The 24,101-nt window shown below is 39.6% G+C and carries 21 protein-coding genes; 7 read left to right on the plus strand and 14 right to left on the minus strand.

Translation table 11 applies throughout. The annotated features are described in order from the left end of the window. Positions 1 to 26 precede the first annotated feature (26 nt). The 3 genes from CWB60_RS06280 (at position 27) to CWB60_RS06290 (ending at position 4,890) form a co-directional block, all read left to right on the plus strand. A complete protein-coding gene (locus tag CWB60_RS06280) occupies positions 27 to 2,273 on the plus strand; it encodes a carbohydrate binding family 9 domain-containing protein (protein ID WP_138577280.1) in 2,247 nt (748 codons plus the stop codon). A 21-nt stretch (positions 2,274 to 2,294) separates the two neighbouring features. Then, a complete protein-coding gene (locus CWB60_RS06285) occupies positions 2,295 to 2,753 on the plus strand; it encodes an Sbal_3080 family lipoprotein (protein ID WP_004586456.1) in 459 nt (152 codons plus the stop codon). Positions 2,754 to 2,982: 229 nt separating this feature from the next. Then, a complete protein-coding gene (locus CWB60_RS06290) occupies positions 2,983 to 4,890 on the plus strand; it encodes a putative bifunctional diguanylate cyclase/phosphodiesterase (RefSeq protein WP_024031793.1) in 1,908 nt (635 codons plus the stop codon). Between the two features lie 260 nt (positions 4,891 to 5,150). Here the strand turns inward: CWB60_RS06290 and CWB60_RS06295 are convergent, their stop codons facing one another. The 7 genes from CWB60_RS06295 to CWB60_RS06325 form a co-directional block, all read right to left on the minus strand. Beyond that, positions 5,151 to 5,852 (minus strand): TorF family putative porin, encoded by a 702-nt coding sequence (locus CWB60_RS06295; protein WP_138577278.1) that lies wholly within the window; start codon positions 5,850 to 5,852, stop codon positions 5,151 to 5,153. A 9-nt stretch (positions 5,853 to 5,861) separates the two neighbouring features. Further along, positions 5,862 to 7,079: a BCCT family transporter gene (locus CWB60_RS06300; RefSeq protein ID WP_138577276.1), complete on the minus strand. Its 1,218-nt coding sequence runs from the start codon at positions 7,077 to 7,079 to the stop codon at positions 5,862 to 5,864. A gap of 146 nt (positions 7,080 to 7,225) precedes the next feature. Next, complete coding sequence (gene betA, locus CWB60_RS06305) at positions 7,226 to 8,893, minus strand: choline dehydrogenase (RefSeq protein ID WP_138577274.1); 1,668 nt, start codon at positions 8,891 to 8,893, stop codon at positions 7,226 to 7,228. A 10-nt stretch (positions 8,894 to 8,903) separates the two neighbouring features. Further along, positions 8,904 to 10,367, minus strand: a complete 1,464-nt coding sequence (gene betB, locus CWB60_RS06310; RefSeq protein ID WP_138577272.1) for a betaine-aldehyde dehydrogenase — start codon at positions 10,365 to 10,367, stop codon at positions 8,904 to 8,906. Position 10,368: 1 nt separating this feature from the next. Continuing rightward, positions 10,369 to 10,944, minus strand: a complete 576-nt coding sequence (betI, locus tag CWB60_RS06315) for a transcriptional regulator BetI (RefSeq protein ID WP_024031790.1) — start codon at positions 10,942 to 10,944, stop codon at positions 10,369 to 10,371. 414 nt (positions 10,945 to 11,358) lie between these two features. Beyond that, complete coding sequence (locus CWB60_RS06320; RefSeq protein WP_138577270.1) at positions 11,359 to 11,664, minus strand: hypothetical protein; 306 nt, start codon at positions 11,662 to 11,664, stop codon at positions 11,359 to 11,361. Continuing rightward, on the minus strand, positions 11,664 to 11,921 hold the full coding sequence (locus CWB60_RS06325; protein ID WP_024031788.1) for a DUF3081 domain-containing protein: 258 nt from the start codon (positions 11,919 to 11,921) through the stop codon (positions 11,664 to 11,666). Before CWB60_RS06325 ends, CWB60_RS06320 begins: the two co-directional genes overlap by 1 nt. 146 nt (positions 11,922 to 12,067) lie before the next feature. On the opposite strand from CWB60_RS06325, the gene CWB60_RS06330 reads away from it, so the two are divergent. Then, entirely contained in the window at positions 12,068 to 13,348 is a 1,281-nt protein-coding gene (locus CWB60_RS06330; RefSeq protein ID WP_138577268.1) for a flavohemoglobin expression-modulating QEGLA motif protein, read from the plus strand. Between the two features lie 159 nt (positions 13,349 to 13,507). On the opposite strand, the gene CWB60_RS06335 is transcribed toward CWB60_RS06330, so the two are convergent. From CWB60_RS06335 to CWB60_RS06360, 6 genes are all read right to left on the minus strand, one after another. Next, positions 13,508 to 14,731 (minus strand): type III PLP-dependent enzyme, encoded by a 1,224-nt coding sequence (locus tag CWB60_RS06335; RefSeq protein WP_138577266.1) that lies wholly within the window; start codon positions 14,729 to 14,731, stop codon positions 13,508 to 13,510. Between the two features lie 293 nt (positions 14,732 to 15,024). Then, the gene (locus CWB60_RS06340; RefSeq protein ID WP_138577264.1) at positions 15,025 to 15,879 is read right to left on the minus strand and encodes a transporter substrate-binding domain-containing protein; all 855 of its coding nucleotides are present in this window, start codon (positions 15,877 to 15,879) and stop codon (positions 15,025 to 15,027) included. Between the two features lie 56 nt (positions 15,880 to 15,935). Continuing rightward, the gene (locus CWB60_RS06345; protein ID WP_024031784.1) at positions 15,936 to 16,739 is read right to left on the minus strand and encodes a DUF1338 domain-containing protein; all 804 of its coding nucleotides are present in this window, start codon (positions 16,737 to 16,739) and stop codon (positions 15,936 to 15,938) included. Positions 16,740 to 16,766: 27 nt separating this feature from the next. Next, positions 16,767 to 18,233, minus strand: coding sequence for a succinylglutamate-semialdehyde dehydrogenase (gene astD / locus CWB60_RS06350; RefSeq protein WP_138577263.1), 1,467 nt, complete (start codon positions 18,231 to 18,233; stop codon positions 16,767 to 16,769). A 7-nt stretch (positions 18,234 to 18,240) separates the two neighbouring features. Beyond that, entirely contained in the window at positions 18,241 to 19,275 is a 1,035-nt protein-coding gene (gene astA, locus CWB60_RS06355) for an arginine N-succinyltransferase (protein WP_024031782.1), read from the minus strand. 45 nt (positions 19,276 to 19,320) lie between these two features. Continuing rightward, entirely contained in the window at positions 19,321 to 20,526 is a 1,206-nt protein-coding gene (locus CWB60_RS06360) for an aspartate aminotransferase family protein (RefSeq protein WP_138577261.1), read from the minus strand. A gap of 182 nt (positions 20,527 to 20,708) precedes the next feature. Here CWB60_RS06360 and CWB60_RS06365 point away from each other — a divergent pair, with 182 nt between their 5' ends. Beyond that, on the plus strand, positions 20,709 to 21,137 hold the full coding sequence (locus tag CWB60_RS06365) for an Lrp/AsnC family transcriptional regulator (protein WP_031289416.1): 429 nt from the start codon (positions 20,709 to 20,711) through the stop codon (positions 21,135 to 21,137). Positions 21,138 to 21,265: 128 nt separating this feature from the next. Next, on the plus strand, positions 21,266 to 22,438 hold the full coding sequence (locus CWB60_RS06370; RefSeq protein ID WP_138577259.1) for a cellulose-binding family II protein: 1,173 nt from the start codon (positions 21,266 to 21,268) through the stop codon (positions 22,436 to 22,438). Positions 22,439 to 22,491: 53 nt separating this feature from the next. Here the strand turns inward: CWB60_RS06370 and CWB60_RS06375 are convergent, their stop codons facing one another. Next, complete coding sequence (locus CWB60_RS06375) at positions 22,492 to 23,424, minus strand: hypothetical protein (protein ID WP_138577257.1); 933 nt, start codon at positions 23,422 to 23,424, stop codon at positions 22,492 to 22,494. 373 nt (positions 23,425 to 23,797) lie between these two features. Between CWB60_RS06375 and CWB60_RS06380 the strand changes: the two genes are divergently transcribed. Then, on the plus strand, positions 23,798 to 24,100 hold the full coding sequence (locus CWB60_RS06380) for an isoamylase early set domain-containing protein (RefSeq protein ID WP_138577255.1): 303 nt from the start codon (positions 23,798 to 23,800) through the stop codon (positions 24,098 to 24,100). Position 24,101 lies beyond the last annotated feature (1 nt).

Genomic DNA, 24,101 nt, shown 5'->3' on the forward strand with positions numbered 1-24,101 from the left:
GGGTAAACACGTCTAAATGGATGTTTATGCAGTACTTAATAATTATAAAAAAACAATGCAGTGCTTTATTCCCCTTCTTATTAGCACTTTTATTTTCTAACCACCTTTATGCCAGTGAAAAACAGCAGCATTCTCTTGTACATATAAATGCAGATATTACTGTAGATGGCGTACTTGATGAGCCCCACTGGAAAAATGCCACTTTAGTTCCTATAGCATTTCAAGATGAGCCTAACGAAAAGGGCACCCCACCGGTTAAAACCGATGCTTACATGTATGAAGATGGCAGCCACTTATATGTTGCTTTTGTAGCCGAAGATCCACAGCCGAGCGAAATAACAGCGTCACTACGTGATAGAGATACGCTTTGGCAAGATGATACGGTTATTTTAATTATTGACACTTTTAACGACGAACGTTCAGCTTACGAATTTTATGTAAATCCATTGGGTGCGCAAGGTGATACGCGAATGAGTGACACCGATGGCTGGCAATCAGACCCGTCTTGGGATGCAATATGGGATAGCGCAGGGCAAATTACCGACCAAGGGTTTGTGGTTGAAATGCGTATACCTTTTAAAGCGCTAAGATTTCCTGAAAATAAAACAGATTTAACATGGGGCTTTGCCCTTATGCGAAATTACCAACGTGATGTACTGTATCAGCTTTCAAATATGGGGTTTGACCGAGATATAAAATGCAGTTTATGTCAGTTTGATAAATTAAATGGTTTTAAAAATATAAAAGCCAGCAAAAATCTGCAACTAACGCCCACACTTACGGCGCTCAGAAATGATTCAAAACCTACCTTGCCAGGGCAGTGGGATAATGGTGATATAGACACCGAAGCTGGCCTTGATTTACGCTGGGGGGTTACACAAGATGCGGTAATTAATGCCACTATAAACCCAGATTTTTCGCAAATAGAAAGTGATGCGTTAGCCCTTGATGTAAATACCACGTACTCAATTTATTATGCAGAAAAACGACCATTTTTTTTAGATGGCGCATCCTACTTTAAAAGCAGTTTATTTGAACTATTGTACACCCGCACTATTGCAGAGCCTGAAGTAGGGGCAAAATTAACAGGTAAAACAGGGCAACATAGCTATGCATTTATGTATGCCGATGACAATAATAGCAATATTTTATTGCCAACAAATCAAGGCTCTGGTTTTGCAATTTTAGAGGATAAAACCCATGCAGCAGCGGCGCGTTATCAATACGATATTGGCCAACAAGGCACTATAGGGCTAAGTACGACTCACCGCGAAAGCGATGATTACTATAATACGGTGCTTTCTGTCGATGGCAGCTATTGGTTTAATCAATCAGATCTACTGACCTACCAGGTAGCTACAACAGATTCTAAAAACTCTGATTTTTTAACAAGTAACTATAACTTATCTAAAACTCAATCTGATGAAGCGTACGCTATAGAGTTTACCCGTGATAAACGTGACTACAATTTGTTTGCTAGCTACGAAAATATAGGTAAAGACTATCGTACTGACTTAGGTTATCAAGAAAAAGTAGATTATGAGAACGTAGGCTTTGGGGGCGGACAAACCTGGTATGCAGATGAATCTGGCTTATTAACGTCATGGTCTTATGAGGCTGATTGGGATAAAACATGGGCGCAAAATGGCGACCTACTTGAAGAAGAATACCAAGGGTTTATAACATTAAAAGGGCAAAAGCAGTCTATTTTTGAAATTGGCTTACTGCATCGTTATGAAAACTATAATGATGCTTTTTATAACCAAAATATTGGCTTTGTTTATACGGGCTTTAAACCTAAAAATAATATATGGCTTTCGTTTTATGGTGAGTATGGCAGCCGCATTGATTACGCCAATGAGCAAATTGGCGATTCGTATGCAACGCAAACACAAGTTACGTGGGATATAAACGATCATTGGCAAGTAGACGCTACGCATAACTACAGCGTTTTAGATAACCCTCAAGGGGAGCGAGTTTATACCGCTAACTTATTAGATTTTAGGCTTTATTATAAATTTAGCATGCGCGCTATGCTTAAGCTTATCTTGCAATTTGAAGACATTGATAGAAATAAAGACGCCTACTACTACCAAGTTAGCCACATTAATAAAGACTATGGCAGCCAATTAGTTTACTCGTACAAAATTAATGCTCAAACATTATTTTATTTAGGCTACTCAGATAAAAGCTATCAAGACGATTCCCTAAAACACGTTGAAAGAGATCAACGCACATTTTTTACAAAAGTTAGCTATGCATGGCAACTTTAAATAACCATTAAAAGGATGAATATGAAAACAATAAAAATAACTATCGCAGCTGCAATGGTAGCAACCCTAGCGGGTTGTGCTGCTAAGCAAGATATAACTCGCTTTGACACTGTGAAACCAGAAGTAGTATGTATAGCTGAACATAAGGCAGTTAAAGAAGGCGTTGTCACAGCAATGGAAGAAGGGTTTGCAAAACATAACGTCAAAACACGTGTAATTGCTGCTAACTATGTATTGAAACATCAGGAGTATCAAACTGAATTACCTAATGCTGACATCGCAGGGTGTAATGCCGTTGCTTATTACGTGGCTAACTGGCATTGGGATTTAGCGTTGTACATGTCATACGCGAATATTTGGGTTACAGACGCTCAAACCAATAAAAAAATTGCGCAAGCATCTTATCGCACCGGCGGTGGTTTGGATAAGTTTATAGACGCGAAAGAAAAAATTATCGAACTAATCGATGGTATGTATTAAATACTTGTAATATTAGTTTTTTCAAACATTTTAAGCTTAAGGTTTATTTTTATTCATCACACTCTATAATTAGTTAATTATTAAGCATTAATTTATTCTTTTTGAGTACAGTTCTAAAAATTTTAATGAATAAGGACTGTGCTATGGCTTGCTTAGTACTAAAAACAGGCGATATAATCGTCTTTTAGTAACGGGTTTATAGGATAAGTAATTTAGATGGATTTTGTTGATGAATAAATTTAAACCCTTAGGCGGCATTTTTTTTGTATTTATCTTGTTTTGCTTTTGTTTAAACATCGAACTAACAAACCAGATTAACCGCATTAATTTATTCAATCCTGATATAGATTTGCGCCACTTTGATATTGTAGATACAACGCTCGAAATGGCGCCTTGGTATAACCCTATGCTCAATGGGCACTATTTAATACACCAGCCTTCTGCCGATTTTTTGTTAGTTAAAACTACCGACACGGAATTTATCGCTGCAAACGCAACAAAGCTTATTTTAATGACGTTAACGTCGCCAATAAACTTTATATTGGTGTGTATGGTATTGTTTGTTGGCTTTACAATTATTCGTAAAGAGCGTAAAAAAATCTCTTATCAGCATCAAATTGCACAACTGAATAACAACGCTAATCAATTGCTTGTAGCCTTTAACCTACAACCGCAACACGACAACCCGTCAGGGCTGGGTAATTTAAGCCAGTCAATAAACAATTTAAATACCCATGTTGCTAATTATTTAAAGCAAACACAAACAAGTATCTGCCAAGATAAGCTAACTTTGCTCATTGACCGCCATGCTTATATTGAGCATATAGATAGGCAAATAAATTTTACTGACGAAGAGCAGCTTAAATGCGCCTTATTGTTTATTGACTTAGATGGCTTTAAACAGGTAAATGACTCGTTTGGCCACAGCTTTGGTGATGAAATTTTGGTGCAGGTTGCTACGCGCCTAGCTAACGTATTACGCCATCATAAATTAAGTAATATTAACGAGGCGAATCAGTTAGAGCAAAATTTATCACGTTTAGGCGGTGACGAATTTTCAATTTTTATTGAGTCGGTAGATACCGATAATAAAGTAGTCGATATTGCTAAGCACGTACTCAGTGAACTTGAAAAAGACTTTGTACTGGGTAATAAAATAATAAAAATTAGCGCCAGTATTGGTATAGCGGCGTACCCAGAGAGCGCATCAACACCACAAGCATTATTGCAATTGGCCGATGTGGCAATGTACCGTGCAAAAAGCGATGGTAAAGGCATTTTTAAAGTGTACTCCCCAGAGATGGGTAATAAAATGCGCCGCTATCACTATTTATTAGAAGAGCTGCGTTTGGCGGTTGCGTGTAAAGACTTTTACTTATCTTTTCAACCTATCGTGCATGTAGAAGATTGCATGATAGATTATTTTGAAGCGCTTACACGCTGGGATCACCCTATAGAAGGGATGATTTCACCGGCGGAGTTTATACCTATTGCCGAAGAGTCTAACCTTATTTTAGAGCTCGGCGATTGGATTATGCATGAGTCGTGTAGGCAAATGGCGGCATGGCATAATGCCGGTATGCGCAAAGTGAAAATTTCGGTTAATGTATCGGGTGTGCAACTAAAACACCGCTCAGTGTACGATTGGATAATGAAAAACCTAAAAAACACAGGGCTGCCATCGCATTCTTTAATGCTAGAAATAACAGAGTCTACGTTTATTAAAGCCAGTAAAAGTATGATTGAAGAGCTTGAGCGGCTTCGTGCAGAAGGTGTGACAATTGCTATTGACGATTTTGGTACCGGCTTTAGTTCATTAAGTACATTGGCTGATTTGCCCATTGATGTAATAAAAATAGATCGCTCGTTTATCTCTCAAGCCGATAAAAGTCCAAAGTACAATGACATCCTGAATACGATTAGCGAATTAGGTCAAAAGTTAGGACTTAAAATAGTGGCAGAGGGCGTAGAAGAAATCGAGCAGTTTGAACTTGTAAAACGCATGGGAGTAAGCTCTGTACAAGGCTATTTGGTTAGTCGCCCTCAATCATCTATAAATGTGGGTAACAAAGTTTTACGTAAAAATACCGCTAACTTATCTGCAGCGGGTACCAGCGCGTGGGAAATAGAAAGTTAGAGCCTGTTTATTATAGGTAATTTAATAGCTTATGTAGGGTTTTTGGCCCATGCTATGGTATTAAATTGCCCCTACCGATAGCGATTAACTTGAGCATTCACTGGCGCAGCTATTTAGGCCACGAAATGTTAAACCCTATATTGTGCTTAATTGCCCCTAAATAAAACTAAGTTCTTTAGGGCTAGAGCCTTAAAATTTAGTAAAAAAAATGCCACTTTTAAAAGTGGCATTTTTGTTTGTAGAATCTAACAACTACAATTTTATAAATCGAATGTGCGTGATATAGCAAGTACTATACGCTCATCAGCGTAATCGTAATCTAGGCTTGTGTCTTCAGCAGCAATCTCAATACCAAAGTCTTCGTAGCTAGTTTGATACGCTAGGCGGTAATGTTTGTATGATTTCTTTTGGTTTACATCCCATGCCCATTTTTCGCCATCAAGCGAATTAGAAATATCAAAGCTTGCACGAATGGCATGATTCGGGGCAATTTCAAAGGTGTGGGCAATCATAGAAATAACATGGCCAGCACCTGTACCAAAGTAATCCCAGCTATACCAAAAGTTTAGCTCTGTTTGACCATACTCACTTGCATAGCCAAATTTTGTGTAGGCTTCGGCGTAGTTACCATCGCTGTTATTACCTTGGTATGTGTAATAAGCAATACCGTAATCAGCGCTAACTGTGTCAGTTAATTGCACGTATTTACCTAGGTAGGCATCAAGTTCAAAATCAGTGTCATCACCAAAATCTACATTAGATGCCCATGCACCCGCATACACACCGCTGTCGAACGCGTAATCAAGGCTTGCTTGAATTGCAGGGTCGTTATCAGTTTGTGTTACACCGTTAAAAGTATAGTCAGATGCTGCTGTAATGGTTGTTGACCAGTTAGCTGACACCGTAGTTGATAAAAGTGCGAAAGGTAGCGCTACGGCTAGTTGTTTTAGTTTGTTATTCATTGTTGATCCCTAATGTACAGTTTCTATTTTTGTGTAATCTATTTTGTTTGCTTTTGGCGAACTGTCTATATTGTTAACCGTTTTAAATTTGCTGTAGCCAATAAACGCAGCACAGCCAAAAAACAGTGCAATTACTAACGCGCCAACCCATTGAATTTGTAAAAACTCAAGCTTAAACAATAGGGTTAGTAACGAAAGGGCAACAATATTGAGTATCATATAGTTCATTTTACCTAAACGTTTAACCGTTAAGTTAAGGTTATCTGTGTATAAGCGTATTAATGAATCAAGCGAATTAATAACAAACACTATCCCAACAAATACCATGGCAAAGTTTTTAATACCCGCTGTTGAAATACCCATTTCGTGGTAGTGATAAAGTACGCTAAACCAAATCGCAATCGGAATAGATGGAAATATCAGCATTGCACCTAATACTTGGTATGTTTTAAGGCCGCCTACAAAACGAGACGTAAATTGGCCAATCATAATGCTCCACGCAAACCACCAAAATAGATAAAATTCATGGTAGTCATTAAGCGGTAAAACAAACTGATTTATATTGGCAAAGTAAGTAGCAATTTCAGCAAGGTTATTGGTAAATGCCGACATTTCGCTGTCTCCAACGACAAAGGCACCTACCCACATAAAGGCAATTAATGCGATAAATAACCACGTTGTAGAAATACTTAAAAAGCGCACGTATTTAATATCTGTACTTGAGTACACAGCAAAGCAAATAGCTGCAAATACAATAAAGTAGAAGGTAGGTATAACGCTCGAACCATCGCCTAGCTCTGGTAAGTACCACGGCAAGTTAGAAAGCAGTAGGTAAGCTGTAAAGGCACATGTGCCAATAATAACCACGTTATTAATGAATTTAACCCATGAAATTTCGAAAAATTTAACTTTGGGCTCTATTACACAGAAATAAAAGCACGTAAGAAAGTAAAATCCCCAGATCAAGAATCCCCAGTAGCCAAACTCAATAGCCAGTGGGTTTGCAAACGCGTATTCTGGGCTTGCTTTTATGTCTGCATAACCTGCAAATTCGGTTAATGGAAACATGATTAGGCCAACGTCTAGGCCTGAGGTAAATAAGATTGCGATAAAGGTAAACGTTCTCACTGGTGTTACGCCTACTACGCGTACGTTACCCCATTTAAATAAAATAGTGATAACTGCAAGTAGCGTAAATATAATGCCAGCACTAAGCCATATAGTCATTATCGCCCTCCCAAAATGAATAAAAGTAACTCATAAGTTCTCCGTTTTTGTTTTATTGCTTGCATAAACACCGCGTAACCAATTTACGCCGTGAGCCACTGCAAGTTGAACGTGCCCTACATAGTGTTAGGCACGTTATGGCTTAATTAAATCTCGCTATTACGTTGCGTTGTTTGCCAATTACTGCTCATGGCAACGTCCACAGATGCTTGCGGTAACGGTGTTTTACCTAAAATTAGATCAGCTGCTTTTTCTGCAACCATAATTGTAGGGGCATTTAAGTTACCATTTGGCACCGTTGGGAAGATTGAGGAGTCAACAACACGTAGCCCTTCAATACCGTGAACCTGAGTATTAGAATTAACCACGGCCATGTCATCTTCGCCCATTTTGCAAGAACAAGACGGGTGATAGGCACTTTCTACTGCTTGGCGTACAAAGGCATCTATTTCTTCGTCGGTTTGAATGTGCTTACCTGGTTGAATTTCTTCATCGCGGTAGTCATCAAATGCGCTTTGCTCAATAATGTCGCGAGTTAGGCGCACACACGCTCTAAAGCCTTCAATATCGTCTTTATGCTGCAAGTAGTTAAATAAAATTTTCGGCGGTTGCTCAGGATTAGCTGATTGAATAGCCACACTACCACGGCTTTTAGGTTTGTTATGACCTACATGCACCTGAAAACCATGACCCGCAAATGCACTGCGCCCATCGTAGCGCATCGCCGCTGGTAAAAAGTGGTACTGAATATCTGGCCATTCAACGTCTGGTTTTGAGCGAATAAACGCACACGACTCAAAGTGGTTTGTTGCACCTAAGCCTTTTCGGGTCAGCAGCCATTTAGCGCCAATTAAGCCTTTTGAAATAAGACCTAATTTACCGTTTAAGGTAATAGGTTGTTTACACTTGTACTGAAAGTAAAACTCAAGATGATCTTGTAAGTTTTGACCTACGCCTGGTAAGTGATGCTTTACCTCAACACCGGCTTCTTCAAGTATGGCTTTATCGCCAATACCCGAAAGCTGTAAAATATGGGGTGAGCCAATTGGACCTGCACTTAATACAACGTCTTTAGTCGCATGCGCCGTTTTAAGAGTGCCATTTACTGTGTACTCAATGCCTGTGGCTTTTTTGCCTTCTAAAATCACTTTTTGTGCTAAAGCACCTGTAATAACTGTTAGGTTACTACGTGATTTTACTGGGTCTAAATACTCGCGCGAGGCCGAACTGCGCACACCGTCTTTAACAGTCATGTGCATCGGGCCAAAGCCTTCTTGCTGAGCTGCGTTGTAGTCGTCTGTGTGTGCATACCCTGCTTCTACACCTGCTTTTATAAAGGTGGTGTAAAGCGGGTTTTGCATTTCGTTACCGTTATTAACGCCAAGCGGGCCTGTGCCACCACGGTGCGCATTTTCACCTAAATAAAAGCTTTCTGCTTTTTTAAAGTAAGGTAAGCACGACTGATAATCCCAGCCGTTAGCACCGTGTTGCTGCCACTCGTCAAAATCTTTCGCGTGGCCGCGAACATATACCATGCCATTAATTGATGACGAACCGCCTAACACTTTACCGCGTGGGCAGTGCATTTCTCGGTTATCTAAATACGGCTCTGGCTGAGTGTGAAATTGCCATGCGTATTTATCTGTATTCATAGGAATAGAGAGCGCAGTTGGCATTTTTATAAATATACTTTTATCGCTACCACCGGTTTCTAACAATAGCACTTTATTGTTTGTATCTTCAGATAAGCGATTTGCAAGTACACAACCTGCAGAACCGGCGCCAACAATAATATAGTCGTAAGTGTTACTCATAGTTGCCACCTTAAAACGGGCTTTCTATGTCGGCCATGCCCACATAAATAGACTTAGTTTGCGTGTAATGATCAAGCGTTTCTATGCCATTTTCACGGCCAATACCTGATTGCTTGTAACCACCAACAGGCATTTCAGCAGGTGAATTACCGTAAGCATTAATCCAACAAATACCGGCTTCTAATTGGTGAATAACACGGTGCGCACGTTTAATATCGCTAGTAAATACGCCTGCAGCTAAGCCAAGGTGTGTACCATTTGCACGGGCGACAACATCGTCTTCGTCTTCAAAAACAAGCACGCTCATAACTGGGCCAAAAATTTCTTCTTTCACAATAGTCATGTCATCGTTGCAATCGGTAAATACCGTAGGTGCTACAAAGTAGCCATTAGGCGCGGATTCAGGAGAAAGAGTTGTACCGCCAGTAAGTAGTGTTGCACCTTCGGCTAAGCCACTTTCTATGTAGCTCATTACCAATTCTTGATGCTTTTTAGAAATTAATGCACCAAAGTTAGTATTTAAATCTTGTGGGTCGCCGGCAATAATATTTTGCTCAGTACGTGTTTTAAGCTCATTAATAAATTGTTGATATACATTTTTATGAACATAAATACGGGTACAGTTAGTACAAATTTCGCCTTGCGTATAAAAGTTACCTAGCATGGCAGCACTGACTGCTTGCTCAATATTGGCATCTTCAAACACTAATAAAGGTGATTTACCACCTAATTCCATTGTTACATCTTTTAATGTACCAGCAGCGCTTGCCACTACTTTTTTACCTGTGCCTACTTCACCAGTGAACGACACTTTGTCTATTTCACTGTGAGAGGTTAACCACTGACCTACATCACCTGCACCTTGCACAACGTTAAATACGCCGGCAGGTACGCCTGCTTCAACAAAAACTTCAGCTAGTTTAATAGCACCTAAAGGGGTTTCTTCAGAAGGTTTAAAAATAAACGCATTACCTGCAGCAAGGGCAGGGCCCGATTTCCAACATGCAATTTGCAGCGGGTAGTTCCATGCACCAATACCAGCACAAATGCCTAGTGGCTCTTTGCGGGTATAGTAAAAGTCTTCGCCAACCATTTGCTGCTGGCCAACTTGCGCTGGTGCTAGGCCTGCAAAGTATTCAATTACATCTGCGCCTGTTTCTATATCAACGCAGTTAGCTTCTTGCATTGGTTTACCTGTATCAAGCACTTCAACTAAGGCAAGCTCATCATTACGCTCACGCAATAAAGCAACCGCTTTTAATAAAATACGGCTACGTTCTATTGGGCTCATTTTTGACCATTGAGCAAAGCCTTGTTTTGCACTTTCGATAGCCGCGTTTTGAATAAATTCGTCGGCAACTTCTACCGAGTAAATAACTTCATCTGTGGCTGGGTTTTTTACATCAAAAGTTTCACCACTTTGGTTTGCAAGGAAGTGGCCGTTAATAAAGTTTTGATAGACAGGTGTAGTCACGCTAGGCTCCATATTGCTTGATGAGTGAATGTACATAGCTTTTTGCTAATGTTTCACTGTGTTTAAATTGGTTTTCGTCAGATTGACTTAATACTGCTCTTAACCATAGGCCATCAATCATGGCGGCGCTAAGTTCTGCAGCTTGTTTTGCTTGCTTTACGGGCATTAGTTGCTTAAAAGAAAATGCTAAATTACTTTGCAAGCGATTACTGTTTACATTTTGCAGCCTGTGCAGCTCTTGATCGTGCATTGACTGCGCCCAAAAACTTAACCACGTTCGCGTGGTGTCATTGCGCTGTTGAACAAGTGCAAAGTTGGCCTCAACAATAAACATCAAACGCTCAATTGCGCTGGTGGTTGGCTCAACTTTTTCAATTAATTCATTTTTTAAATTCGATAACAAATACCTAACGGTTGCCTCTATTAACCCCTGCTTGCCACCAAAGTAATGGCTAATAATGCCAGATGATAAACCCGCATTTTTACTGATGGTGTTAATGGTTGTTCCTTGCAAACCGCGCTGTGCAACTGACTCAATGGTCGCGTCAATTAGCTGCTGACGCCTGACAGGTTCCATTCCGACTTTAGGCATAATTTTTATTAATTGAACGTTCAATAAAGATAAGCTTAATGTAATAGCTCTAACAATTCAAGGCGCAAGTAAACAAGCAGATACCAAGATGTAGATGGATTATTAATAAAAACGGGTTAAATTGTAGTAGTGCTATATGCAGGTCTTTATTAATAAAATTACTTATATTCAGTGAGTTATGTTTCTATTTTTAAATGGTAAAAATAGTAAGGATTTGTTTACGGGGTATGAGTAATAAAAAAGATAAATATTCGTTAGAATGGTAATAGTTAGAGTACGAAGGGTATTTTAAATAAGCAAACGAAACCATTTTACATGTTTAATTAGTGTACTAATTAAAAAAGTAGCAGTGTGTATTGGTTATAAGAGGAGGTGTTAAGGTTAAAAAAGGCGTGCAAATTAGGCGCTATTAATAACGCCTTTAAATAATAGCGGGTAGCGTCTAAGGCGATTACCTATGTAATCATCGGCTAAGATTTGTTGGCATATAAAATTAGCATCGTTACTGGCCTCAAACACCCAGTCAAAGCGTTCAATAGCCAGTAAAAAACCGCGTTTAAGGTGAGTCTGTTCGCGGTATTCATTTAGGTTTCGACGGATTATCTCCAGCTTTTCTGGGTGCGCTTGCAGCTCAGTAATTACCTGGTTTATAAACGAGGTGGTTTGCTTGTTTGTGGTGCGTTTACGAATGCGTCTTGGCTGCATTATTCCTCATTAGCAATGTTGTATAGTTTTTTTAAAAAGTCGTCTTTATGTTTGTCATGCTCATAATCTAGGTGATAAGCATTATGAAACCCAAAGCGCAATAATACGCCGCTACCTTCTAAGTAAATAGTGTAGCCGTCAATGTCAGAGTAAGCCGTAACACCTTGATAATGTTTACCAATATCATTTTGTTTACCGCGCTGCTGAATACGTTCGTATACAGAGAGGATCTGCTTGTTATCGAGTTCGTTTTTCATCATTAACCCTTTATTGTTTAAAGCTATTACGTTTTATATATGAGGGTCGATCACCGTAAAAACAATGCCTAATAAGCGCTAAAATAATCTTGCTATTAACTGGTTTTACCTTATTCTCAAGCCTCATTTTTTGTTGAGCTTACATTATGATAGACAAGGCTTTACTCCTTAAAACTCGCGAACTGTCAGAGCAATTAATTGCTTTACAAACACCCATTAGAATACTCGATGCCATTAACTGGGATAAACAAATCAAAGAGACGTTTTTTAGTCAAAAGTGCCAAAAAAACCCGCTAATCGATAGCGCCTATTACCAGCAACGAGATTTAGGATTTGTCCCCAGCGAATTACGCCAAGCGTTTTCTAACTTGCACCGCAATATTATTAACCAGTTAGGTCAGCTAAATCCTATTTCTCAATACATGGGTAAAATGTGTAGCGAGTATAAAACGGTGCTCAGTATGCTTGAGTATAGAGGAACGCCTGAGTTTCATGATTTGTCGGTAGAGCTTTTTGGTCACCCAAAAGATTTATTTCATGCAGGTGAACCTTCACTGTTCGAACTTGCCAATATGTTAGAAAAACCACTGCAAAACTTATTAATAGCCGATATTTTGCCTGATGATCCTAAAAATATTAATGCAAGTGATGCCGTGCGTATTTTATCTGAGCAAGTGAATAGCAGTATGGCGGGTATTAATGTAGAGGTTATGCTCAGCGATGGGATTGTCAGTGATGCTGCTGCAGGTGCAAATAACATTAAGCTAAATCAAGATGTTAAATTCTCCCAGCGTGAGCTCGATATTTTAGAAGTGCACGAAGGGTGGATACACGTAGGTACAACGCAAAACGGGCTAGCTCAGCCTTATTTAACCTGTTTAAGTAAAGGGACGCCAAGCTCAACAGTGACTCAAGAAGGCTTAGCTGTTTTAACAGAAATAATTACCCTTAAATCAACGCCTAGGCGTTTATCAAAGTTAGTAAATCGTATTCAAGCAATTACTAAAGTGATTGATGGCGCAGAGTTTGTTGATATATACCGTGACTACTTAGCGCAAGGGCTTCCAAAAGATGAAAGCTATACGTTAGCACAACGTGTTTTCAGGGGCAGCACGGCAACAGGCTTACCTTTTACTAAGGATATTGCTTACATTAAAGGATTTGTGCTGGTATATAACTTAATTCGTGTTGCTATACAGCTTGGGCGCATTGATCAGCTGCCATTATTGTTGGTCGGAAAAATATCGATTGATGATTTTAGACTTATATCGCAATTACATAGCTTAGGTGTAATAGAAAGTCCAAAATTTGTACCACCACATTTTAAAGATTTACGAGGTTTAGCAACGTGGCTAAGCTTTGGCAGATTTATAGGCGACTTATCGTTTGAACAGTTAGAAAACGACTATAAACCATTATTTTTGTAATAAGTAGCGCAGGTTGCTTTTATTAGAGCCTGCTCTGTTGAGCAAAAAGGTAAACAAGCCCCAGTTATTTAACGCAATAAAAAAACGCAGTTGGAATGAGCAACTGCGTTGAAATGTATAGGTACAAGCCAGCGTACCTATAGCGAGGAACTTATTTTCTTAACCTGTTAATACTTGGCTGTGCATTTGCTCGTTTAATACAACGACCTCAGCACGTTTAAAAAAGTTAAAGTCGGTTGCTGTAGCAAGTGTGTAGGCACCCATCATACGGCTAATAATTAAATCGCCATTGTTTAGTTTTGGCAGCATAATTGAATCACTTATTACATCTATACTGTCGCATGTTGGGCCCGCAAGTACCGACTCAAAACGCTCGCCATCTTGTTTTGCACTATCGATAGGGTAGGCTGCTTCATCAAACATTAAACCGCTAAAAGAGCCATAAACGCCATCATCTAAGTAGTACCATGTTTTACCTTCGCGCGTGGCTTGTCCCATTATAGAGGCAACACTGGTTACACTACTTGCTACAATAAAACGGCCAGGTTCAGCAATAATTTGCATTGTTTCTGGTAATTGTGCCAACGCGATATTAATAGGCGCACAAAATACATCAATTGGTAGCACATCTGCGCTGTACGGCACAGGAAACCCACCACCAATATCGAGTGTACTAAGTGCTGGTAAGCCTAACTCAGCCACCTGTTTAACCACTTTTGCAGATGCATTTATCGCTTCAACGTATTTAGTTGGGTTAGGTGATTGCGAGCCAACATGAAACGATAACCCTTTAATACGAATACCAAGTTGCTGGGCAAGGCTAATAATGTCGATTGCCGCCTCTGGGCTGCAGCCAAACTTTTTAGATAAATCAGCAAATGCATCTTTATTACGAAAGCTTAAACGCACTAAAATTTCGGCTTGATCTTTATAGGCAATAAACTTTTCAAGCTCGTTAATGTTATCCACCACAAACACTGTACAGCCGTAGGCAAGTGCGTCGCGAATGTCACTGTCGCGCTTTATTGGGTGCGTATGAATTGTACGCTCGCTTGGTACGCCTTGGCTTGCTACTAAGTCAACTTCGCCACTGGTTGCTAAATCAAAGCTTGCGCCTTCATCTAACAAAGTGCGCACGACAGCAGCATGCGGTAAAGGCTTTAAAGCAAAATGTAACACAACGCCAGGCAGTGCATGTTTAAGTGCACGGTATTGACGGCGTATAGCGTCGCAGTCAAGCACCATTAGAGGTGCGCCATATTGTGAAGCAAGTTGTTCAATGTGGGCAATACTCGGTTGCGCGCAATCAATTGCTTGATTTGCAGCAACCGCTGCTGCAGGTACTTTAGTTACGGTGTCTTGTAGTTGTGTTGATAAAGCCATTTTATTTTCCGAGTCAATTAAGCAACTGCTCGGGTATGGTGTATCCACGAGTCAGTTGAGTGAGATCAATAGTGCAAACGCACAGTCAAATTCACTCTTGGATAGTTGCTCTATCGCCTTGCTACAAACGGGGTTTGTAATGTACTCGGATTGGCTATCATCAAGAAGCGGCGAGATAATAATGTAGGTTTTTATCCAGCGCAATAAAAATTTTAAATAAATTCAAAATAATTTATTTGTTATTAAAATCATTGACTTATGTTGATTTGTTGAGTTTATCTTGACGATTGATTTTACTCATCAGAGGTTAAGTATACGTGCTCTTGAGAGTAAGCAAGCATCATAGCGCTGGATGTATCAGCACTATAGGCTTGTTGTAAACTTTTTTGTAAGCGCTCGTAAATTTCGGGGGTGTTCATTAAAATATTGATGGTTTTTATTACTTTTTCGCCAAGCTCTGACTTACTACATGCAAAGTAGCCATTAACAAATTCTGGAAATTCAGCTATTTCACGACTATCTATTTGTTTTAGTTGCTCACTGGTGAGTGCACCAAGTACGTTAACCTCGTAATCGACAATCATGTCTATTCTATTATGGATGAGAAGTTGAGGTAGTTGAGAGCTGGTATCTTCTGAGCTTATCGCTGCAATTTGCTCATTATACTTTGTTAAAACAGGCTCAAGTTTTTGGTAACTCGTTCCTGAGTCTACGGCAAGGGTAAAGTTTTTTTCTAGTAGTTGAGCAACGGAGACTCGTTCAGGAAAGTTTTGTAAGGTGCGTTTAAATGCGTATATTTTTCGTTGCTCGTAAATAGTAGTTGGTATATTTGAGAACAAAATATGTTTTTCACGCTCGGGCGTTTTTATTATATCGTAGCTGCACACTGCTTCATTACCCATAAGCCGCTTGATTAAACGAGCTTGGTTGGTCCACTGCAATTTAGTATTAATTGTATGATTGAGCAGGCTTTCGAACGTTTTATCTGAGTTTAAAAAGCCATCAGTAGACGCATTCGCTCTAGAGAGTAATGTAAGTGGTTCATTTGCATGGCTCAATGATGATATAAGCAGTACATGCAAGATAATCAAAAATTTAGTAAATACAGGCATATAACTTAGTGTAAATGTTCTAAATATTTTTGTCATAAAAAAAAGCCCAAACGGGCTTTTTTTAAGTTAAAACATTAAGGCATGTTTTATTTTTAACGCGCGTTAGTGCTTTCAAAGATTTTATCAGCAGAGGCTGCAACAAACCCCGTGTAAAGCTCGCCATCGGCTTTAGGGTATCTAATGGCAAACTCATAAAAGCAGCTAGGGATGCGCAGGTCACCGTCGCTGAAGGTGACAGCATACTCATCTGCAAGGGTTGATGATTGCTCTAATAACACCTCTGGTGAGCCTTTTACTTCGCCGCCTGATGTATTTAGGGCAAAGCCTGCGTCTTTAAGTGCTTGGTTAACATCCTGAATATTATCAAACTTAGCAAGCATATTAATATTTACAGTAAAGTGGTTTGCACGGTAGCCCCATGCCGACATCCACGCTGCGTACTCACTTTCAGCAAGTAACTGCTTGTAAGTATCGCTACTTACTTGCCAATGGGTGCCTGAGTATAAAAAGTTATCGGCAGTTACTGCGTTTTCATCTATTTGCTCTACCATATCTGTCACAATGGCTTGTAACTCTGGTGAACACTTTTCAACTAATAGCTCAGAAATAAATACTTTAGGTTGCTTAGGATCGCTATGCTCGTAGTGTTTAGCATAGAGCTTTTTAGCTTCAAAGTGGTATTCACCACACTCTGTATAACCAAGTGCTAAAAAGTGCGCGGCTAGTTTTTCTAGGCCTACTTTTTCAATATTAAAGGTCCGCAGCGCAATATGGTCGTTAATAATGTCATCTTTTTGCGTTGAGCCTAATAAATCATGAATTTTATCTGCCGAGGGGGTAACGGCTAAATAGTTATCCCATAGGTTTTCAAATAATGTATTTACGTTAGTGTGCATGTTAAATCCTTAAATTGGGTTATTCACTTATTCAATTACTAAGCCTGGCGCTAAAGTTTGTGGCAGGTTTACCTTATCGGCCTCAACTGATGCTACAGGGTAGGCACAATAATCAGCGGCATAATACGCACTGGCTCGGTGGTTACCACTTGCGCCTATGCCACCAAACGGTGCTGCACTAGAGGCACCCGTAATAGGGCGGTTCCAGTTGACAATGCCGGCACGAATGCGCTTTAAAAAGTGGCTGTAATCATCTTCGTTATCGCCAAGTAAGCCTGCAGATAAACCAAAGCTGGTGTTATTAGCCTCTGCTATTGCGCTGTCAAAGTCGTTGTAGCGATACACTTTAATGAGCGGGCCAAAGTGTTCTTCATCGGCCATGTTGGTAATGTTAGTTACATCAATAATACCTGGGCTTACAAACCCAGTGCCTGCTTTTAGCTGCTTAAGCTCAACAAGTATTTCGCCACCACTTGCAACTAATTCTTTTTGCGCTGCAACCATGCCTAAGGCGGCTTTTTCGCTGATCATGGCACCCATAAATGGTTGATCGCTTGCAAAGCTGTCATCAACAACAATGTTTTTAGTTGCGCTAACAAGTTTTTCTAAAATAGCATCGCCATTGAGCGATTTTTCAATAAACACGCGGCGTGCACAGGTACAGCGCTGGCCAGAAGTAATAAAGCCCGATTGAATAATATCGTGCACTGCAGCGCTTACATCGGCTACATTTTTAACGATTAATGGGTTATTACCGCCCATTTCAAGCGCTAATATTTTACCTGGGTGGCCTGCAAACTGTTTATGTAATAAATGGCCGGTGTTTGAGCTGCCGGTAAAAAATAAGCCGTCTATGTTTTGATGCGAAGCAAGAGCTTTACCTGTTTCTACTTCACCTTGCACTAGGTTAATAACACCTGCTGGTAAGCCTGCTTTTAACCAAAGTGATAAAGTAAATTCAGCAACGTGAGGGGTTAGCTCAGACGGTTTAAATACCACGGTGTTACCCGCTAAAATAGCCGGTACAATATGGCCATTAGGTAAATGCCCAGGAAAGTTATACGGGCCAAATATAGCCACAACGCCGTGTGGTTTATGGCGTATAAAGGCTTTAGCACCCGGCATTGGGTTTTCAGTGGTGCCGGTACGCTCGTTGTACGCTTTAATTGAAATGGCCACTTTACCTGTCATAGCGCCTACTTCTGTGCGTGTTTCCCAAAGAGGCTTGCCAGTTTCGCGCGCTATAATGGCTGCAAATTCTTCGCTGTGCTCTTTTAATTGTGCTACAAAGTTTTCAAGTATGGTTATACGCGACTCAATAGGCGTATCTGCCCATTGTACTTGTGCGGCTCTAGCTGCATTGATTGCAGCATCTACTTGCTCAGCTGTTGCGCCATTACCTTGCCATATAACTTTGCCGTTACTCGGATTAACAGAGCTAAAAGCGGGGCCTTGGCCTGAATGCCATTGGTTATTTATAAGGTGTGTGTTCATATTTGTTTTACAGGCGGAAAAAACGCGCTGCATCTCCTTGGGATAAATTAAGGGCATCAGCCACTTCTTGGCTTATTACTAATGTGTGTTTAGCGTGGTTATAGTGGGCGTGCTGGGTAAAGGTTGCTCTAAACCCACTTACACCTTGATTACAAACGGCTAAAGTATCTGAGCTGTGCTGGCTAATATGTTCCAGCTCGCCAATAGTAATAGGGCATACTTGAGATTCACGAATACTGCGAATATTACCAAGCTTGGCTTCTACCGTTGGGCCTGCATCAAACAAATCAACATAGCCACGGTGCTCAAAGCCTTCTTTTTCGAGCAGTTTAAGTGCGGGTTTAGTTTTTTCATGCACGTTACCAATCACTGCTTGGGCTTTTTTACTGAGTAGATTGACGTAAATAGGGTATTTAGGCATTAACTCACTAATAAACACTTTATCGCCAAGCCCAACTAAATGATCGGCCTTGGGAAACTCAATACTAAAAAAGTGCTCTTGCAGCCACTGCCAAAACGGTGAATGACCATCTTCGTCGCTTACACCCCGCATTTCAGCAATCACGGTATCGGCAAAGCGTTCGCTGTGCTGCGCCATAAATAAAAAGCGTGAGCGTGATAAAAAGCGCCCGGTTAAGCCTTTACGGCTGTTTTCGCGCAAAAACAAAGTACATATTTCAGAGCATCCGGTGTAATCGTTACACATGCTTAAAATATCAACGGTGTTATAAACATTAAGTGTAGGCGAGTGGTGTACTGTTTTACCTAAATGGTAATGGTACAAAGGCACAGATAAACCAACAGCGGCTTCTATGGCGGTTGTGCCAATGACCTCACCTGTTTCACTGTCTTCTAAAACAAATAGGTAGCTTTCATCTAACGGCTGATTGATATTTTTAGCAAAGCTTTTTTCGGCGCGGTCTATTTTGTCTTTTAATAGCTGGTCGTCCACCGGAAGCGAGGTAAACCCATGGCCCGATTCAATCGCAATTTGCTTAAGTGCAGCAAAGTCTTCAGTGGTAATAGGACGTAATACTTGCATTTATTACTTGCTCCAACAGCGCGCCCTGGGGCGCACTTAATTAAATTAGCCGTTTACTACGTCGCTTACTGCTTTTTCAAAGCGTGCTAGGCCTTCTTTAATATCTTCAAATGGAATAACTAAAGAAGGGGTAAAACGAATAACATTCATGCCTGCAACAAGGTTCATTAAACCATTGTTAGCACTGGCAACTAAAAAGTCACGTGCGCGGCCTTCAAATTTATCGTTTAATACCGCACCAATAAGTAATCCTTTACCACGTACTTCACTAAATACGTTATATTTTTCGTTAATTGCATTTAAACCATCGCGAAATAGTTGTTCACGCTCTTTAACGCCGTTGAGTACATCCGGTGTGTTTACGGTGTCAAATGCAGCTTCTGCTACTGCACAAGCTAGTGGGTTACCACCGTACGTAGAGCCATGCGTACCTACTTTTAAGTGCTCTGCGATATGAGTACGAGTGATCATAGCGCCAATAGGAAAACCACCGCCTAACGCTTTAGCTGTCGTTAAAATATCGGGCACTACACCTAAACCTTCGTAAGCGTATAAATCGCCAGTGCGGCCAACGCCTGTTTGTACTTCATCAAAAATTAGCAGTGCATTGTGCTTGGTACATAACTCGCGTACTTTTTTTGCAAATTCGTCGGTAGGTGAAATAATGCCGCCTTCACCTTGTAGTGGCTCCATCATTACGGCACATGTTTTATCGCTAATAAGTGCTTCAAATGCTGCAATGTCGTTGTAATCACAATGCATAATGTCGCCAGGTTTAGGGCCAAAGCCATCAGAGTAAGCAGCTTGTCCGCCCACCGTTACTGTAAAAAATGTACGGCCGTGAAATCCTTTGTTAAAGGCAATTATTTGTGATTTTTCTTCGCCGTGTTCGTCAAGTGCAAAACGACGTGCAAGCTTAAGGGCCGCTTCGTTGGCTTCTGCGCCTGAGTTTGCAAAATACACTTTATCAGCAAATGTCGCTTCAACCATTTTTTGCGCTAAACGCAGGGCTGGCTCATTAGTCATCACATTTGATAAGTGCCAAATTTTCTCGCCTTGCTCTTTTAAAGCCGATACAAGCGCTGGGTGACAGTGGCCTAAACAATTAACAGCAATACCGCCTGCAAAATCAATAAACTCATTGTTATTTTGATCCCACACACGTGAGCCTTCGCCGCGCACAGGAATAACTGCCGACGGATTGTAGTTTGGCACCATTAGATCGTTAAATAAGTCTCTTGTTACTTGCATTATGTACACCTAAAAATTGTGAATATTGAATAAAGATTAGCAAAATAAAAACGTTAGCGTTTTCTCAGCTAGGTAATTTTTGTTATTAAGCACTATTATCGAAGGTTGTAGGTTAAATTTGCAGTGCTATTTTGTGAAAAATGATTACAATAAAAGTCAAAATAACGAAATTAATAAGCAATATGATAACTTCACAAGACGAAAAGCTACTTTCAATTTTAAAAACCAATGCAAGAGCCAGTATTTCTGACTTGGCACGCATGCTTAATTTATCGCGCTCTACCGTGCAAAGCCGTATGTTAAAACTTGAAGAAACAGGAGTTATAAAAGGCTATAGCGTAGACTACGGTGAAGACTATTTGACCAGTATGGTCTCGGCTCATGTATCTATAAAGGTGATGCAAAAACTCACCACTAAAACCAATTTAGAACTTAAACAGATTGATGCTATTTCCCAGCTTTATGCCATAAGTGGGGAGTTTGATTTAATTGCCGTAGTGCAAGCGCAAAACTTAGAAAAGCTAAGCCATTTACTTGATGATATAGGTAATTTAGATGGGGTAGAGCGCACAACGTCGTCAGTGATTTTAGAAACAAAATTTAAGCGTTAAAGTATAGCGTTACTGAAGCGAAAGGTTACCTATTGATTTAACTTAATATTTAATTTTATCGAAGTTAGGTATTTTGGCAAAGCCTTACTATACTTATTGTAATTAACACAATTATTTAGCAATGGATTATGCCCACAACGTTATTTTTTGCACTTTTAACTTTAACTGAACCCTTAAAATTAGGTACCAATGTATCGCTTACAACACCAGATAATGCGGTTAACCAAGTGCAATGTATTTTACACAATATGGACATGCCATTTGAGTTGCAATCGTTACCTTGGCTGAGGGCACGTCGCGAGGTAAAACAAGATAGGTTGGATGGGTATTTTACAACGCATTTAACCTCTGAGATGAGCCAGTATGGTAAGTTGTCATCACCTATTTACCTAGAAAATTGGTACTGGTTTACTCATCCCGATAGCGTTAATAAAGACCCCAAAAAATTACGTTATGGCGTGGTCCATGGCAGTTATCAGGCTAATTGGTTTAAAACGCAAAATATTACCTCGCTGCTTGAAGTAAACTCGCTAGAAGAAATAGTAAACGTACTTCACCATCATAGAGTAGACAAAGTATTACTTGATTTAGATGACTTTAATAATGCTGCCGATCACTTAGGTATTGACGCATCTGCCTACCCGCGCTCATTTTATCGTTATGTGCCATTAGGGGTTTTTGCTGCTAATAAGCTTATTAATTCGCACCCTTCTTTTTTAGAAAAATTCGACGAAACGATTCCTCAATGTGCCCCTGCACCGTTTTATTTATCACAGGGTGAGCAAGTACAAATACTAAATACATTGTTAGAGCCAATAAAGGCGTTAATTTCACAGCCCATAATTACCGATGCCGCAGCGCAAAGTAACCATATAAAGCTAACTAACAAAGCGCTCAAACTCGCTGACGAGCTTTGGATAAAAGAAGTCAAAACACATCAACATGATTTAGCTAAAAATATGCTATTTACTGATGCTTCATTATATTTAAAACAATGGCAAAGGCAGTTCAAAGGCATAATCACCGAAATTATAGTGACAGATAGGCAAGGTAAAAATGTGGCTATAAGCAAAATCACCAGTGATTATTGGCAAGGGGATGAGAATAAATTTAGCCTCGTATACCAGCAGTCTTTAGCGTATCGCTTTGACAGTGTTGAATATGATGCTTCAACACATCATTTTCAGGTGCAATTAAGTTTACCGATAAAAAATGCCAAGGGCGATCATATTGGCGTTATTATTATGGGGGTCGATGTAGAAAAAGCGCTGCACTCATTTAATAACAACGCATTAAATTAATAGCGTGTGCAGCGTCTTATTAAAGCCCGCGTGTATAGCAAAATTTTGTGTAGCTATTTATTTACGGCAGTCTTTGGCGCTTGTCTGATAATGGTTTTTTGTGCTTCATTTAATTTAATAACGTAAGCATTTCCTCCTACCAGCCCTTTAAATTCTTCATCGGTAAAAATAAGTGTATTATCATCATAAAAGGTGATCGCTTCTTTTTGCGTGACAATACCTAAATCGATTCGAGACACATCACCAGAAAAAAACTTGTCGCCTTTAAAGTTTTCGAACAGCCAAATGCTTGTAGAATCAAGTAACACAAGTTTAGTCCTGTCAGGGCTAAGAGCAGCGGATGTGATCCAACAGAGTTTTTCTAAAGTTGTGCATGTTTTAAATGAATCAATTAACTGAGCATCAAAATTGGCTGCATGATCGCCCACTTTATAAACATTGGTTATGCCATCGAAAGGTTCGGTTCTATTTTTGGTAAATAAATATAAATGGCGTTTGTATTCTACAAAGGCTTCTAAATCAAAGTTGCGTTTGTTAGGAGTAATGGGAGTGCCATCCATTTCAGGATAGGTAAACTTAATAATTTCGGCTTCGGTGGTCTCTGTTTTTATGTCTATTGGGTTTTCTATTTTATAGATAGTTAACCACTTTCTGTCGTTTTTATTATTGCCAAAATCACCTAAGAAAAAATGACCAAATTTATTTTGCGTCATGTCTTCCCAGTCTATATTTTTAGCATTCGTAACAAGGATTTCTTTTTCAATAGCGCCATCTTCGCCTAGGCGATAAAGTTTTGGGTCGTCACCGCCATCATTAATCGCCCACAAACGCTTTTTTTTATCAAACTCAATGCCTGAAATTTCTTTTAATTTAGGGTCTACTGATAATTGCTTTTTACTATAAAGGGTATATACAGAAAGGCTTACAAAGGAGGCAAGTGCAATAAATACAATTACCGTAGTAAATAAAATGCTTTTTTTCAACATGAAATTTTTGGTATTTCAGAGACGTAAGATGCTGTGTATTATTACTTAAGCACACTGATAACGAAAGAATTTTATAGGTTCGTGTGAACCTTTAAACGATTTTTTACTCAATATATTAATAATGAAAAATGATTAAGTTGGTTTAATACTTGCTGTACATTAGTTTGTCATTAATAAGCGAAAATTTTTATCGTAATCGCACCTTATATGTGCAGCTAAAAACTTTTTTGCACTGTAATAATGCGTAAATAAAAATTTGTTTAAATTACCCGCGTTTAATGATGTTTAAATGCACCCCACATCGCCCTTTAAAGTGTTGTATCGGCCCTGTGGCAAAGATTAAGTACCCATTTTGGTTTAGTTGGAGCCTACTATGTTGAATAAACGTTTTTTCAAAACAAAAAATGAAGCTGAAGTTACCTTTGAGTTTACCCACCCTGATGCAGAGCAAGTAAGTTTACTTGGCGAATTTACCGATTGGCAGCCGGTGCCTATGAAGTTTAATAAAAAAGAAGGGGTATTTAAATGTAAGCAACGCTTGCCAGTTGATCAGCAGTTTCATTTTCGTTACTTAATTAATGGTGATATTTGGGATAACGACCACCAAGCAGATGACTACCTACCTAATACATTTGGCACAGAAAATAGCATAGTGAACACTCAACGCATAAATTAAG

The organism is Pseudoalteromonas sp. S327, assembly GCF_005886415.1.
In the GTDB taxonomy this organism is placed as follows: domain Bacteria; phylum Pseudomonadota; class Gammaproteobacteria; order Enterobacterales; family Alteromonadaceae; genus Pseudoalteromonas; species Pseudoalteromonas atlantica.